This is a genomic window from Shewanella sp. 125m-7, from assembly GCF_052977045.1.
Genome location: NZ_JBRILQ010000003.1, coordinates 134,778 through 150,621 on the forward strand (window position 1 = coordinate 134,778; position 15,844 = coordinate 150,621).

General features: G+C 41.4%; 14 protein-coding genes. 5 read left to right on the top strand and 9 right to left on the bottom strand.

All coding sequences use genetic code 11. The features are described 5' to 3' along the window. Positions 1 to 61 precede the first annotated feature (61 nt). From ACVBIL_RS02350 to ACVBIL_RS02365, 4 genes are all read left to right on the top strand, one after another. Complete coding sequence (locus ACVBIL_RS02350; protein WP_447165382.1) at positions 62 to 1,702, top strand: type I restriction-modification system subunit M; 1,641 nt, start codon at positions 62 to 64, stop codon at positions 1,700 to 1,702. After that, on the top strand, positions 1,699 to 2,823 hold the full coding sequence (locus ACVBIL_RS02355; protein WP_447165383.1) for a restriction endonuclease subunit S: 1,125 nt from the start codon (positions 1,699 to 1,701) through the stop codon (positions 2,821 to 2,823). The genes ACVBIL_RS02350 and ACVBIL_RS02355 overlap by 4 nt, the downstream gene beginning before the upstream one ends. 166 nt (positions 2,824 to 2,989) lie before the next feature. Then, positions 2,990 to 4,768: an AAA family ATPase gene (locus tag ACVBIL_RS02360; protein WP_447165384.1), complete on the top strand. Its 1,779-nt coding sequence runs from the start codon at positions 2,990 to 2,992 to the stop codon at positions 4,766 to 4,768. Beyond that, positions 4,769 to 5,680, top strand: a complete 912-nt coding sequence (locus ACVBIL_RS02365) for a hypothetical protein (protein WP_447165385.1) — start codon at positions 4,769 to 4,771, stop codon at positions 5,678 to 5,680. A gap of 352 nt (positions 5,681 to 6,032) precedes the next feature. Here ACVBIL_RS02365 and ACVBIL_RS02370 read toward each other — a convergent pair whose 3' ends face one another. The 6 genes from ACVBIL_RS02370 to ACVBIL_RS02395 form a co-directional block, all read right to left on the bottom strand. Then, complete coding sequence (locus ACVBIL_RS02370; protein WP_447165386.1) at positions 6,033 to 7,103, bottom strand: Fic family protein; 1,071 nt, start codon at positions 7,101 to 7,103, stop codon at positions 6,033 to 6,035. Positions 7,104 to 7,489: 386 nt separating this feature from the next. Next, positions 7,490 to 8,977, bottom strand: coding sequence for a protein PacB (locus ACVBIL_RS02375; protein ID WP_447165387.1), 1,488 nt, complete (start codon positions 8,975 to 8,977; stop codon positions 7,490 to 7,492). Continuing rightward, positions 8,974 to 9,678 (bottom strand): hypothetical protein, encoded by a 705-nt coding sequence (locus ACVBIL_RS02380; protein ID WP_447165388.1) that lies wholly within the window; start codon positions 9,676 to 9,678, stop codon positions 8,974 to 8,976. Before ACVBIL_RS02380 ends, ACVBIL_RS02375 begins: the two co-directional genes overlap by 4 nt. A 75-nt stretch (positions 9,679 to 9,753) precedes the next feature. Then, positions 9,754 to 10,563 carry a YagK/YfjJ domain-containing protein gene (locus ACVBIL_RS02385; RefSeq protein ID WP_447165389.1) on the bottom strand — a complete coding sequence of 270 codons (810 nt, stop codon included), beginning with the start codon at positions 10,561 to 10,563 and terminating at the stop codon, positions 9,754 to 9,756. A gap of 151 nt (positions 10,564 to 10,714) precedes the next feature. Further along, the gene (locus ACVBIL_RS02390) at positions 10,715 to 10,945 is read right to left on the bottom strand and encodes a hypothetical protein (RefSeq protein WP_447165390.1); all 231 of its coding nucleotides are present in this window, start codon (positions 10,943 to 10,945) and stop codon (positions 10,715 to 10,717) included. Next, on the bottom strand, positions 10,935 to 11,171 hold the full coding sequence (locus ACVBIL_RS02395; RefSeq protein ID WP_447165391.1) for an AlpA family phage regulatory protein: 237 nt from the start codon (positions 11,169 to 11,171) through the stop codon (positions 10,935 to 10,937). The genes ACVBIL_RS02390 and ACVBIL_RS02395 overlap by 11 nt, the downstream gene beginning before the upstream one ends. Positions 11,172 to 11,492: 321 nt before the next feature. Between ACVBIL_RS02395 and ACVBIL_RS02400 the strand changes: the two genes are divergently transcribed. Continuing rightward, positions 11,493 to 12,440, top strand: coding sequence for a hypothetical protein (locus tag ACVBIL_RS02400; protein WP_447165392.1), 948 nt, complete (start codon positions 11,493 to 11,495; stop codon positions 12,438 to 12,440). Between the two features lie 85 nt (positions 12,441 to 12,525). On the opposite strand, the gene ACVBIL_RS02405 is transcribed toward ACVBIL_RS02400, so the two are convergent. The 3 genes from ACVBIL_RS02405 to ACVBIL_RS02415 form a co-directional block, all read right to left on the bottom strand. Next, positions 12,526 to 13,251 carry a hypothetical protein gene (locus ACVBIL_RS02405; protein ID WP_447165393.1) on the bottom strand — a complete coding sequence of 242 codons (726 nt, stop codon included), beginning with the start codon at positions 13,249 to 13,251 and terminating at the stop codon, positions 12,526 to 12,528. Beyond that, on the bottom strand, positions 13,248 to 14,543 hold the full coding sequence (locus tag ACVBIL_RS02410) for a tyrosine-type recombinase/integrase (protein WP_447165394.1): 1,296 nt from the start codon (positions 14,541 to 14,543) through the stop codon (positions 13,248 to 13,250). Before ACVBIL_RS02410 ends, ACVBIL_RS02405 begins: the two co-directional genes overlap by 4 nt. Before the next feature lie 225 nt (positions 14,544 to 14,768). Further along, the gene (locus ACVBIL_RS02415; protein ID WP_447165395.1) at positions 14,769 to 15,632 is read right to left on the bottom strand and encodes a YicC/YloC family endoribonuclease; all 864 of its coding nucleotides are present in this window, start codon (positions 15,630 to 15,632) and stop codon (positions 14,769 to 14,771) included. Positions 15,633 to 15,844: the final 212 nt, after the last annotated feature.

The following is a 15,844-nucleotide window of genomic DNA, read 5'->3' on the forward strand; positions in this document are numbered from 1 at the left end:
TTAAATTCGCTGCCGAGTTGTTTAAAGATAACTTGGCAGCGAAACCTCAAAGAGAGCACATATGATCACTGGTGAACTGAAGAGCAGTATCGATAAACTGTGGGAAGAATTCTGGGTTGGCGGTATTACTAACCCACTAACGGTTATCGAACAGATCACCTTTTTAATGTACTCCCGCATGCTAGATATGCAGGAGAGTAGAGATGAGCAACGTGAAATACTAGCAGGTGTTTCTTTCAAACGCCGTTTTGGGGAATTTGATCAAGAGTTGAGATTTTCTCGTTATTCAAACTTGGGCGCAGATGAAATGCTCTCTGTGGTGCGCGACGGTGTGTTTGACCACTTCCGCAATCTTAATAAAGATGAATCGATTCTGGCGCATTTTATGAAAGATGCGCGCTTAGAAGTGGTTAAAGCCTCTTTATTGGTTAAAGCGGTAGAGATGATTAAAAAGCTGCCAATTGATAGAGGTGACACCAAGGGTGATCTCTATGAATACTTACTGAGTAAGTTGACCACTGCTGGTATTAACGGCCAGTTCCGTACTCCGCGCCATATTATCCGCGCCATGGTCGAGATGATGGAGCCAAATCCTGCACGTAACGAGCGTATCTGCGATCCAGCTTGTGGTACAGCAGGCTTCCTTTCTAATAGCTATGAATATATTGTCGAGCGTTACACCTCCCCGGAAAATATTCATACTGAAATAGTCACTAATGAAAAAGGCCAATTGGAACAGCAGAAAGTGTTTGCTGGTGACATGTTGTCGGAATATCGTGAGCATGTCGATGCGGATATGTTTCATGGTTATGACTTTGATTCCACTATGTTGCGTATTGCTGCAATGAACCTGATTATGCACGGTGTCGAAGAGCCAGATATTCATTATCAGGACACTATGAGCCAAAGCTTCAGTGAGCGTTTTCCGGATGCCAGCAGTGAAGGCTTTCATCTGATATTGGCCAACCCACCGTTTACCGGTACGCTGGATGAAGAGGACATTGATCCGAAAATCCTGGCCAAGGTTAAAACTAAAAAGACTGAACTGCTTTTTGTTACCCGTATTCTACAAATGCTTAAGGTCGGTGGTCGTAGCGCGACAGTAGTACCTCAGGGCGTATTGTTTGGTTCTTCCAAAGCCCATGTAGCACTGCGTACATTGCTAGTGGAAGACAATCAGCTTGAAGCAGTCATTAACTTACCATCAGGCGTATTCAAGCCCTATGCCGGGGTAGCAACGGCGATTTTGATTTTCACCAAAGGTGGCGAGACCAACAATGTTTGGTTCTATGATCTGCAAGACGACGGTTATAGTCTAGATGATAAGCGTAACCCGATAGTTAAGAACGACATCCCGCACTTAGTTTCAAGCTGGCAGCATTACCGCAAGCAAAATAATATGCCAACGGGTAATTTCCTTGGCGATAAACTGCAAACCCAACTGGACAAACAGTTCCCGAACGACGAGCACCTGAAAGATGTCGAAGGCAAGGAACGTGACTACAGCGACCGCAGCCAAAAAGCCTTTACCGTGCCTAAGGCCGATATCAAAGTCAACAAGTATGACCTTTCTATCAACCGCTACAAAGAAGTGGCGTACCAGCCAAAAGTTTATGAGGAACCCAAGGTGATTCTGGGTAAGCTTAAAGCGCTAGAAAACGAAATTTTGGTAGATTTGGATGCATTGGAGGCCATGCTATGACCTGGCCTATGGTGAAGCTAAGGAAGCTAGTTCTTGCTAACTATGGGAAAGCCCTAAAAAAAGAGAATAGGAATGAGGGCGGCGCTATTAATGTGTTTGGCAGTGCTGGCGATGTTGGTTTCCACAACGAAGCATTAATCCCAGGCCAGACCATCGTTGTAGGTCGAAAAGGTTCTGTGGGCAAAATCACCTGGGCTCCTAAAGGTGGGTGGATAATCGATACTGCTTACTATTTAACTATTAAAGATAAGGTTGAGTTAGACTGGCGTTATCTTTTTTACGTGCTTAAAGACTCTAAGCTAGATAGAAAAACTATCACGACTTCTATTCCAGGGCTTAACAGAGAAGATTTCTATGATACGGAAATCCCGCTCCCACCACTCGATGAGCAAAAGCGCATTGCTGCGATTTTAGATAAAGCCGATGCAATACGCCAAAAACGTAAACAAGCCACTCAACTTGCAGACGATTTCTTGCGTAGCGTGTTTTTAGATATGTTTGGTGATCCAGTCAGCAACCCTAAGAGCTGGGCTGTTAAGCCTCTGAAAAATGATATTTATCATGCAAATAATGGGTTATCAAGACGTAGGAAGGAGGAGGTTAACTCTGGCGAAATAGTGTTGCGTCTGCAGGATGTTCATTATGAAGGAATAAGATTCGAGAAGGAACTTAACAGAATTTCATTAGATGAAAAGGAAAAAGAAAAATTTAGGCTAGATGCTGGAGATATATTATTCATACGTGTTAACGGAAACCCAGATTATGTTGGTCGTTCAGCAGTTTTCCAAGGTCACAATGAGGCCATTTATCATAATGATCATTTGATTAGAATTAAACTAACAGAATCATTTGAACCGAATTTTCTCTGTTATGTGTTTAACTCATTAGGTGGTCGAAAGTTGATCTCTAAATATGTAAAGACGTCAGCAGGGCAGCATACTATTAGCCAAGCTGGAATTGAAGTAATCGAGATCTATCGACCGCCTATCGCGCTACAGCATTCTTTTTTGGTATTGATGAATTTAATAAAAAAGAGTTCTGCAAAATCTCAAGGGATTTCTGAGCTGGAGGATAACTTGTTTGAAGTTTTATCTCAAAGAGCCTTTTCCTGTGAATTGTAATGTAAGCAATGAAGGTACAGTCATCTTTGGGCTCATGGCTATAGATGTAATTGTAAGTTTGGAAAATGGCCACAGCACAGATAGGTAACTTTAAAAGGATTGTCCTGCAGACGCTGTGATCGTAGGCACCTATTTAATTTATGCATCTACCTAAGGATAAATATTGATGCGAATAACTAAATTATCACTAACAAATTTTCGTTCATTTCAGAAAAAGCAGACTATCGAGTTCGCGCCTGTGACATTGTTGTTTGGGCCTAACTCGGTAGGTAAAAGCACCGTGTTGATGGCATTGTTCTATGTTCAACATATTTTGCAAAACGGTGATTGCAGTCCTGCAATACTTGGGAATTTGAATGATAAATATATAGGTGGGTTTAAAAACCTAATTAATGGTCGTGACTTGGAGCAGGCTATTACTCTTCGAATTGAGTTTAGCAAACAAGGCCATTTTGGGAGTAACTACAGTGAATTGGGTGAACTATTTGAGGGGTTTGATCTTGGTATCGGGAGTCCGTCAGAAGCTGCTGAAGTAGTTGCAGTTGAGTTTGAAATACGTTGGTCTGAAATTCAACAAACGGCTTATGTGGCTCGATATAGAGTTGCTTTTGATGGTGAGAATATTGCAGAAGTAACCAGTGATGCGGGACTTAAACAGCCATTAATAACATTTATTAATTACCTACACCCACTGTTGCAGCCAGAAGGGGATGATGAGAGGTTAAAGGATGCGATTGAATGTGAAGAGCCACTACATCCAGGGCTTATAAAAAAGCTGTCTGCGGTTTTGAAGATAGATATTCCTGATTATCGTTCCATCAGCAGTGGTGCAGAAGAGACTGTTGAAGTAAACGGTAAGGCCTTGATCTTTTCTGAGGAGGTTTTTGTAAATGAGTTCCATGAACAGTTAAATGATTCACGAGGTGAGAGCTATTCTTATTCATCTGAAGAGGGATACGAGTTTGATGAAATGGAATTGACTGCATATCCGATGTGTCATGTTCCGATTGCCTTCAAGGGAACTTCTGGAGCTCTGCCTATTCTTGAACGTAAGTTATCGCTTTCATTGAATCTTGAAGATACTGATGATACTTCAGGAGGGCTAGCACGTCTGAAGCGATTCGAAGCCAGAGCAACTGAGATATTAAGTGATCTTGTGGTAGCACCGCTTGATGATCTTTTAAAACTTCTCAACCAAAGTTTGTGTATAGGGCCTATTCGTGTCGTGCCAGATGCATTATTTCAGTTCGCCCCTAATTTTAGTCAAAAGCAGTGGTATGACGGCAGTGCAGCTTGGCATTCTTTAGTTCAAGCAGACCAAGCTTTGCTTGAGCTGGTGAATCAATGGATGTTCGATGATAGCAAGCTGAACCTCGGTTATGGTTTAGCTGTCAGGAATGTAGAAAGTCTCACGAAAGTTAGTGTCGTTAATGCACAACAAACAGGTGATCTCGAAAGTAAATATCTGCCCGCACAAGGTTATGAACAACAAGTCAAAGTTGCATTATGGGACGAAAATAACGAGATTGATGTTGCCCCTAATGAGGTTGGAGTTGGTATTTCACAGATAATGCCGCTTGTTGTCGCTGCATTGAGTCGAAAACAAGGGCTCATTGCCTGTGAGCAGCCAGAATTACATGTTCACCCCCGCATTCAAGTCGCAATCGCAGATCTTCTTACCCAAGTGAATAATAACGTGCCTTTTTTAATTGAAACGCACAGTGAGCATTTGATACTGCGTTTATTGCGAAGAGTCCGTCAGACTTCAGAAGGAGAGCTGCCAGAAGGCATGAATCCTGTTTTGCCATCAGATATTTCAATTACTTATCTAGAATCTGCAGATTGTGGAGTTGTTGTTCGAAAAATTGAAATTGACGAGGATGGAGAGTTTACATCTAGGTGGCCAAGAGGATTTTTCTCAGAGAGAAGAGAGGAGTTGATTTAGATGTTAGCAGAACATTTTATTGACCCTGAAATGATGCCTTATTTTTCGTCTTCAAGACGAAATTATCGTGATTTCCTGCGTGAATTTTCAAAGCAATCTCCGAGAGTTGTTGCAGAACTTGAGGCTTATAAACGTTTTAGAAGTAAGGCGTTAAAAGCTCAAAGTACCATGAACTCAGAACTTGAAGGCACACGTTTGATTGAATTATTGGAAATGATCAAAGAAGAGTGTTTGGTTTCAAGGGGATTCACTTATTCATCAGAAAATAGTGTTCTTGAAAACTTTATGCAAGCTCATAGTGAATATGGGGCTGAGTTTTTTATGGTAAGGCAAATGCCTGATGAAATTGTCACTGGGGTAAATTATATTTCTCTTGAAAGTATAGAAGATGGATTTGTGGAGTTACCTAGGCAACTATTAGTAGAAAAAAATACTCCCAATATTTTGAGGGCGATAGATAGATTTTTGAAGCTTTCAAAGAGTATAACTTTTGTTGAACCTCACTTTAGGCTTAGAACGCACATGATGGAACCTATGGTGGCTTATTTATCTGCTCAGGTTACAGATACTGCTGTTACAACTAAAACTGCACAGATTCTTCTCAAGCATACTGATAGTGCCCCTACCGCTCAGGTCATTTTAGATAGGATTGTGCAATCTTTAGGAGGTAATGCACTTCGGTTCAACTCCATTTCTGTAATGATTATTGCTTCGCGTATCGGGGGAGAAATGCTTCATAATCGTTACATGATAAGTGAACTTGGTGCTTTGGATTTTGGTATTGGACTAGATACCCAAGAAGTCGGGGTAGTTGATGATGTATGTTTATTAGATACAGCAAGGTACAAACATAGATATGAACAGTACGTGGATATAAAGGCCTTTGACGTTGTAGATCACGCAAGTACATAAATAAATGGCATTTAGTTAAATCTACTTGTTGAAAAATGTTGTGGTAGCTGTAAGCGTATGAATGTGGCTATATGTAATTGGAATAGATAAAGTCTTAACACACTTGCAGCATAATGGAGTGCATCTAGGTTAGAGCTATTTTTTATGACTGAATAATTTGTAATTTTTATAAATTTCATGCGCGCGCGGTGTTTCACCGCGTTCAGTTTTAGAAATGCTCTAACTTGTCCATTGATTTATAGCCTTTTCTCGCTCTGATTCAGCCTCGGTTACTTTTGCAAATATGGACTCAGGATTAGCCAAAAACATGAAGCAACAGGTGTCAGATCTGTCGGGAGATTTGATGTTGTGTTTAATTCACTGCAAACAGGGCAAATAAAGGCTGGTTGATATAGTAATTGCTACGACCGATTTTTTCTTTGACCAGAAAGCCATGTTCAACCAGTTGTTCCAAGTATTTAGTCGCGGTGATGCGGCTGACACTCAGGTCTTGCATGATAAAGTCAATTTTGGTGTATGGGTGGCTAAAGATGTTGTTTAACAGCTCTTGGCGATAAATATTGGGTAGCTGAGATCGAATGCCATGTTTCACCTGACTCATTTGCAGCTTAATCTGTTCAATCAAGCCAATCGTTTGCTGTGCTGTTTGGGCTATACCCTCAAGGATAAACAGTAACCATGGCTCCCAATTATTATCTTCACGAACGGTTTGCAGGTGACTGTAGTAATCCGCCTTGTTTTGAATGATATAACGGCTGAGGTATAGCACTGGCAGATCGAGCAGCCCTTTTGCTACCAAGTAGAGGATATTGATGATGCGTCCGGTGCGGCCATTACCATCATAGAAAGGATGGATACTCTCAAACTGATGATGGATGAGCGCCATCTTGACTAATGGATCGAGCTCGCAACACTCATCATCATTGATGTAGTTGACTAGGTTCTCCATTAAAGACTGGATCTCATTGGCATCTTGCGGCGGCGTGTAGATAACTTCACCCGTAGCTGCATTTTTTAGTGCTGTGCCTGGTACTTTTCGAAACCCTGCCCGATTTTTTTCAAGCGCGAGTTGTACCTCTAAAATATCGCTTAGACGTAATAAATTTTGATGACGAACATTATTAAAGCTCAATCGTAGTGCCGCAGAATAGTCACGCACCTCTTTTGTAGCGATACTTGTGTGCTCTGATATGAGTTCCGCTTTAAATAACTCGTCGTGGGTGGTGATGATATTCTCCACTGCAGAGCTGTCCTTTGCTTCTTGTAAAGTCAAAGTACTGATCAGAATATTCTCATTAGGAATACTTGCAGCTACGCCTTTCAGTTCTGCGAGGTAGCGATGGGCTATTGCGAGCTTTTTGAGAACAGCTCTAGTCTCAAGTCGTTCTGGATCATGTAGAGGCAAGTTTTCTATTGGGGACATGTTGATCCTGCTTGTAGACTCAGTGTTAGATTTAGCTTTATATCAGCTAATATGTATAGATTATGGCTATTATTATACATATTAAACTAAATATATATAGAAAAGTGCCGATTACTATATATGTCGTCAAAACCTATATAGTAAATGGCTGGTTGCTATATATGTCGATGAAATCAGTAGATGTGCTGCAGAGCGTTACTTACGTGTAGCTCAAACGGGATTAAGGCCATCAATGATGGTGGTTGAATGGGCTTACGCGCTCAAACAATCAACTTAGGAATTATGATGTTTGAGATATTTTTATTAAAGAGCTCTAAAGTTTGGACATTAAATTATATTCAAGCACGCGCGCGCGGTGTTTCACCGCGTTCAGTTTTAGAAATGCTCTAACTTATCCATTGGTTTGCAGCCTCTTCTCGCTCTGATTCTTCCCCGGTTACTTTTGCCAATGTGGGTTCTGGAATAGCCAAAAACATGAAGCAATAGGTATCGGATCTATCGGGAGATTTGATGTTATGTTTTTCTCTCATCTCCTTTTTTGCACATACTACCCACTGACCTAGTTCATTGAGATGGACAGGTAAGCGGGATATCTGGCTTTTGGTGAGTTCAGAACCATCAATCTGCATCCGTCCGGTCTTTATCGCATCACGCATCATGATATGGCTATATGCACGTTGGTTGATGAAGCGGCTTTTCTCCCCATGATTAAAGACTGGTTTACCCCAACGGACCTCTTGAACGTTTAAACCGAGTTCTAAGGCGATTTTGACTGTTGAGAAGCCAACGCCGTCACCATCAATTAAAATGCTGATATTTTGGCTCTCATAGGGTTCTACGTGCCTTTTTATTTCATAGGCGAAGTCTATAGGATCTATATCAGCACGCATTTCGATAATGGAATGGGAGACCACCAGCCGAGTATTTGCAGGTTCTAGCGATACCTTGCAGATATTGATTACTGATTTGTCTCTACCATTTCCGACATCACACGCAGCAACCCAGCCCCATTGGCCGTCAATTAGCGTTGGTGAGCTTCTTGCTGCTCGTTCACAATCCGTTCTGCTAAGCAGGTAACCATCCATATTGTCAGGGAAGTGTCCTAACACCTTTATCTGGTATTCCGGTGAATCTTCCCCGCCATAAGAGATCAGTTTCTCACCGATAAACTCGGGTGTGACAAGGGGGGACTCTTCAGAGTTTAAGGTGATTGCTGCCCAGATCCCGGCTGGGTTATCGGGTGTTTTAGCCAGCCTATGGTGAGTATCGTAAAAGAAGCCTGATGTTCGAGTAGGTTGACTGAGTAAGCACATATTGTTGTTGGCTTCGGTTAGTGCTGAGCTCAATACGTTTAGGGCTTTGTCTGATAAACCACTGGCCTCATCAACGACCACTAAGTAGGTATGACAATGCTCACCAGCTAATGCCTCTTCATTACCCTGGCGAGCAGATTTGGCAATGCAGCTCCATATTCCTTTATAACCAATAGCGTAGAACTCTCGTTCGTTCAAATCGAAGTAGCGCTCTATCCAAGGAATGTTACGGCAGAGAGCTTTGAAGTTGATTTTAAGGTACTTCCAAATAACATTACGTACTTGAGCTGCGTTATTGGCAACCACTACCACTCTGCTTTCTGGGTTTAAGATGATAAAAGCGAGGATGATAATGCTGGTCATATCGCTTTTGCCTGTACCGTGTCCACTAGATACCGACACTCTTGCACCGTGCTTTTGAATTGCCGAGATAATCTGCCTTTGTTGCCAGGTAGGGCTTTTCCCCACTAATACTGAGGCAAAGCTAACCCAGTCTTGTTGGAACATGGCTAAGAGTTCTATATAGCGAGGATCTGCTAGGATCGTTTTTAGCTTTTTCAATTTTCATCCTCGCTAGATTCAGAGTAACTAAAAAGCTGCTGATTAATTCTTTGCTTCTCTTTCGATACTGCTAGCTGACGCAGTTTGATCTGCTCCTCTTCCGCAGCAATAGTGACTTTGTAGTCTTCGAGTTTTTCAAGTATTTGCTCACGAGTCAGGTTGTCATGCTCAGTATCGGTTTGTTGTGCTGACAGTTCATTAGAGAGCATCTGTTGTACGTACTTAGGTAACTCTCCTAGCTGGTGGACCTCAAACTGATATGCCACATCACTAGCTAAACAATTTCCTTTATAGAGTTTATTTAGCCAGCGGTTTCGACTCTTAATGACTTGAGTTGATTCTGTTTGGGCAAACGATGAATCGAGTACTTTGTGGATTTGAGGGACCAGTTTTGCGGTTCTATCTGCGCACGAAAGCACTACACTCAATGCTACAGAGTCTTCCCCTTCAGTAATTAACCTTGTGATTACCTCTTGCCCTAGCAGGGTGATATTAGAAAGTTGCCCTTTTAACACCCCAAGTTCAAAGCCAAGATCATTATCTAAGATTGAGCTGACTAACTCCTTAGGTATCCTGTTAGAGAAACCTCCATGAACGAGAGCTGCGCTGTTGTTACTTTGGAACTGTGAACGCCGGGTTTTGGGGTCAATGATGTAGTCAGTGTTTTGTTTAGCTGTTTTAGTCATTTTAGCCTTTTTCATCTTCCCACCTCCCTAGTTGCTTACTTTCTTTAAGGTTTAAGCGTTCTATGTGATGTTAGTGTTATACCTATGTCATTAGGTGACGCCGTTAAAGCCTGTATCAGTCTTGATTTGAGTTCGAATACTTGAGTTAATCAGGTCATAAATCGATATAGGCAAATCTTCTTCAGAAAACCAGCCATGTTTTTGGCTAGGCTTTTTATAAATTTTTCCCATTAAATCATTGGTTTTTGAAAAGATGTGTCTTTTGTGATTTTTTAAGAACGTAGCTAGTGGGTCTACAAGCAACAGATCATTATGCTTATCTATATTTCCCTTTGGTTTTAGCCTGCTCCAAATGAAGTTTCTTGCGCTTCCGTTGAGCTCTTTAGAGTCTTCTTTGGTTAAGTAGCTAATGCGGTAAACAATTGGGTCAATGGAAGCTTTATTGCCTTTGACCATAGTGCCGTAGGAGTGGGGCACCTTTGCCAATTTACCTCCGCAAAACCGTGTCCAGGACTTTTCAAGTAAGTCTAGGAGTCTGCTGGGATGTTGAATTTTTTGGCCGCTTAGCATGAAAACAACGTGGTAGTGCTGTATCGGTGAGGATACTTGCTCTCTGGTACAAAAGTAGGCCGCTTTGCATTTATACTCTTTTTGCAGCTTTTTCTTTTCGGTTTGTAAATACAAGCCAATATCTTTATTCGAATCCGAGAACTCAGTAGGGTGTAGATCGAATCGAACCACGAACACTTTTGTATAGCGATCTAGCATGGTTTCACATAATTCGAATATCTTCTTTAACGGTCTTTTAAAGTGTCCTTTGATCTTGGGTTTGATGATTGGGTAACAATGATTTTTGTAAACATAAGGAAGGGAGTTGTGTTTTGTGATTAGAAAAGACATGAGCTTTATCTCTACTGGTTTACTACATCTAAGATTTATGTGGCGGTTTATATTATTTAAATACCGCTTTTTTGTTTGAGCTTGTTTATCGCTGATTTAGACAAGTAAATAGGGCACACAACTCGGGGTGTTAGTTGTGCGCTCTATTTGGTTAGCTTGGTAATTTTTTAAGCTCAATGAGCTTTGCAATATCTTTGAATAGCCAGCAATGAGCATTTCCCTTTTTTACAGTGGGGGCCGGGAACTCTCCTGATTTGATCTGGCGACTCAGTATTGAGCTAGATACCTTTTGCTTTAGGAGCGGTAGTAGCTCTCGCTTAGTGATAATTCGACTGTCTTCGATATAAAGCTTTAGGTCGTGATCTGACGACCTACTTGGCATGATGCTCTCCAAGATTGATCACTTTACGAGAGTGGACCCACTCCATAAGCTCCGTAAAAGACCAAGCTATTTCATCCCCACCAGGGATCAACTCCCGACGTTTAGGAAAGAGGCTTTTACGTTCAAGTGTCCAAGCTGTGGATCTTGATATTCCAGTAATGGACTTACGCTCTTGCTCACGGACAAGCCTATCTTCGAATGTAGCGGTAGCAGCTGTTTTACTCATAGTTTACCTCGACTAATTGGATAACTGACCTTTTCAGTTCGAGAGCATCTTCTATGGTTTTTTTGTGAAGAAAAATATCAACCGCTAGCGAAACTATAGTTTCGCTAGCGGTTGGGTAGTTTATTGCGTTGTTTAGGTAGGTTGAGCTTTTGATGAAGATATCTAGCAAGGTTAAATCTAGAATGGTTCTAGATTAAGGTGTAGCGAATATGTTTTTATCTTGTTAATATTTGTTTTAACTGTAAATATTAGTTGAAAGTGACGCTCTGCCTCGTACATTTTATGTTGTCTGGGGAAGGTCTAACTAGAAAGGTATCGGAAATGGAAGTCCTAAGAGAAGAAAAGTTATTTACCTATATCCCCACATGTGAAGAGATTGAAGAGATATTAGAGAGTGCGCCCAATACTAAAATCAATATAGCGAATACAAAAACAGCATGTTTTGCGAGCGAGCTCGATCACTTGATATGCTTTGGTGAACATATTTGTGGTGTAAATATTACGATTGATGTTGGTGATGAAGAGGAATGTGAAGCTTTACGGGCGTTTCCCAACTTACAATACTTACGGTTGAAATTCGCTAGTGATACATTTTCAATCGATGGCTATGGGGCATTTTTAGGTTGGTTAATTAATGCCGATGAGCTTCAGTGCATCTCTCTGGATGCCTTGCCTAATGACGAGTGGGAAGGAATAGATTTATTAGTAAATACTTTCTCTCTAAACAAAAAAATGCCGGTCTCGTTTTTTATAAAAAATCGAAAAAAAGGAAGGCTTAAGCTCAATTATGAGACTAACTTCCACAACATACCTATGTTACAAGTTTTTACTGTGCGTGAAATTGAGTTGAGTAAGCAAGGGCTTCAACGACAAGCTGTTTCAACTGATTGTATTAAGGATATAGAGGCAATAGAGCTATTGTATTCTGGAGAGATTGAGATAGAAGATAATGATTGGCAATTACATGCTAAGAAATTAAATGTTCGCCATAACGAAGAAATAGTGTTTATTTTTGAAGGACGTGATGATGCTGGTCACTTTTCTTGTGAAGGGCGTTGTTATTGGAAAGAGGTAGAGGGGGGCTTTTATTTTGCGGCTAGGGTTCCAATTGTTTACAGAGACTATCCAAATGACAACGAAGATTATTGCAGCATAAAAATTAGTGACATATCGATTAGTAGGGATGGGGAATGCAATTTAAGTGGTGAGTGGTTACAAAACAAATATATTTGGAAGTTTGATGGTGTACTCAGAAAGCGACATAGCTAAGATTCTTGTCAATCGAGAAAAAGCTAGTTATGACGCTATTACTTTATGAGATTAGGGAGTAGATACGAACTATGACAAATTAGTGCTAGTCAAATAATTTGGAATAGTTCGTAAGAATGAATCCTTGAACAGTGTCTTCACATGGTCCTACCTTATTAGTTCTTCCACCAGCTTTAGCTTGTGTCGGGACATGTTCATGGATCTGCCTCTTGATTAATCCCTCTGAAACACTGTGTTTTTTTTGCATTCTTATGAGATGTTTAATGGCTTTCGCAACATAGCCGTATTTTACTGATTGGTGTTCAGGCAATTGGTAAAAGTCTTGAGCTATCGTAATGGTTACTTCGCAAAATTGATTGTTTTTTGCTTTAACTGCATTTGCACCTTTTGTAGTGTCCTTCTTTGATTTTACTCCTCGACTCATTGCCTGCTCAGTTTGTGCTGCTGTGTTGTGTATACCTATTTCATAATTAAGAACGCCGAACGTCATTAGTAAATTATCTAGTTGCTGGTGGCTGTCTGCTGGCAAACTGGCTTTCATTTGGGTCAATTCCCGTGAAAAACGCCCTGCTTTAGCCTGAATGCTCGAAAGAGATTCGAGTTCTTCTGCTTCAGAGATACTCATACCTAGATTCGTTTGAATGTGTTCTAGTGATAATTTTGTGTGGTTACAGACGGCTTCAGGTGTAAGAGGGGCTTGTGGCCGGGCTCTAAGTTCATTGATCATACTTATGGTGAGCTCACCATCTGTTAGATGATTAGCAATATCGTCTATCCAAATCTGACAGTCTAAATTTATGTCGAAGCTCATTTTTCACCTACACTAATGCGAACTGGTTTTGTAAAAGGTGTTACGTTGGACTGGTTGTTGACCATTGGAGCAATCATTGAAGCCAACTTACTTAGTGCTTCAGTCCTTTCCTTCAAGTAGTCATATTGGTCATATACCGCTTCAATGCGTTTACGTTTGTGATTTAAACATCTCTCACCAATATCATTTGGCACACCGATCTCTGCTAATAGACTTCGGCATGTTCGTCTTAAGTCATGAATGACAAAATGTTCAATGCCTGCATTACCTAGGTGGTTTTCATTAGGTTCTTTGTCACTATCTACTTTTTTTCCAAATAGTTTGGCTAAAGCATGGTTGAGCGTGTCACTTGATATGTGCCCTTTAGGTTTATCTGTTTTAGATTTGCTTACCCTTCTAGATGGAAAAACAAAGTCTGAACCGTTTGCTTTAACATGAAGCTCTTTAAACCATGGGACAACCTGCTCTGGTAGAGGTATGGTGATTGCAGCTTTTGTCTTGCTCCTTTCTGTTGGTAAATGCCACTGCAGAATATCGAAATCAAATTCATCCCATTTAGCAGCAATAAGTTCTCCCTTGCGAACACCAAGGCTGACTAATAACGCTATTGCTAAATAGTTATCTCTAGTGAAGGTATGATCATTTTCACGTAAGACTCTAAATGTTGCTTGAAGCTCATTAAATGTAAGTTTTCTGGTCCTGCTAGATTCAACGCCACCAGCATCGCCTACTTTAAAAGCACTGGCTGGATTTGCAGAAATAAGGTCCAGCTTACAAGCATGATCAAAAAGTTGTTTGCAACAGAATAGGGTTTTATTCGACACCGTCTGACGGTTGCTAATTGCGACTTTGCTAATAATTGCTCTAATATCTCGAGCATTCACATCAGAAATTTTCAATCGTCCGATTGTTGGCTTGATCTCTTTGGTGTACATCCGTTTGGGTATTTCAGGATGCTTTAGTCGTTTTGCTATCTGGAGATACCAGTCATCGAATAAGTCATCGACAGTAACGAGCTTTTCATCATTATCTCTTTCACGCTCAGCTAGCGGGTCAATTCCTTGTTTAGCTTTATGGATAAGTATCGCAGCAGTCATTTTTGCATCTGCAAGACTCATTTGAGGGTATGTCCCGCCATCTATAGCCATGCTCCTGCGTTTACCATGTATGGAGTACCTAAGCTCCCAGTAGCCTACGCCGGTTCCTCTAGAGCGAATATACAAGCCATTGCCTATAGCCTTTCTTTCTACAGCCCCACTTTTTAAAAAAGCTTTTATTTGCTTATCATTCATAGTGTTACCACGAAATTGGTGACCAAGAGGGATTTTTGGTCATTTTTTAGTTATTTTGAGGTTTTCGAGCTTTATGGTCACCATTTGGGTCACCACTTATTCAAGACAGTAGCAAACAATGACGGACATGTACAAAGTATTTTAAATATAAAAAAGCCCGTAATTACAAGCGTAATTACGGGCTTTAGGCGGTATTTAGATTGGGCTGCAGAAGAGCTTTAAATCTTACTCTACGTTCTGAATTTGCTCGCGCATCTGCTCGATAAGCACTTTAAGCTCTACCGCTGCGGCTGTTACGTCAGCGCTGATTGACTTAGACGCTAGGGTGTTTGACTCACGGTTGAACTCTTGCATCATAAAGTCTAGACGGCGGCCTTGTGCGCCACCTTGCTTGAGGATGCGGCGTGTTTCTGCAACGTGGGCATCGAGACGATCCATCTCTTCGGCAACATCCATCTTTTGCGCGAGTAGTACCATCTCTTGCTCTAAACGAGCAGGGTCTAGTTCACCAGTGATCTCGGCTAAGCGGTTAGTTAGCTTGTCACGCTGCCACTGCATAACCGTTGGCATGTGGCCACGTACAATAGTGACTTGCTCAACAATTTGGTCAAGACGGGTTTGTAGCATGGTGTTGATAGCATCGCCTTCACGGCCACGCGCTTCGATAAACTGATCGATTGCAGCATCAAATGCGCTTAATAGCTCTTTACCTAAGGCATCCATGTCTTGCTCTGAACCTGACATCACACCCGGCCAGCGCAGTACGTCAACTACGTTTAGCTCGCCTTGGCCGGCTTCGTTTTTCACCCAGTTAGCCGCATTGATGATCTGCTTGGCTAGCTCTTGGTTAAGTTGTAGCGCGCTGTCGTTCTTTTCGTTTAGGTCGTAGCGAAGGTTGACTTCAACTTTACCGCGGTTAAGGCGTTTACGTAGACGATCTCTTAGAACAGGCTCCAAGCTGCGGAAATGTTCTGGTAGGCGCAGGTAAGTTTCTAGGTAGCGCTGGTTAACTGAACGGATTTCCCAAGAGGCGGTGCCCCAATCTGCTTTGTGCTCAATGCGAGCGTAGGCTGTCATGCTTTGGATCATGGATGATTTCCAGTGTTGTTCGTCTAAGTGAGTAGTGATTATATACTCAAATAAATTTAAGATGCAGGCTTTAGTGTTAATTTTACGCGTGCAAAGTCGATGAGATCCGCTATTGCAGCGCATTTTAGTCAGCAGTATGTATTAGCGGAGGCAATGGTGATTGAGCTTAGGTTTTGGCTAACACTTTTATGATTGAGATAGCATAGTGGCAA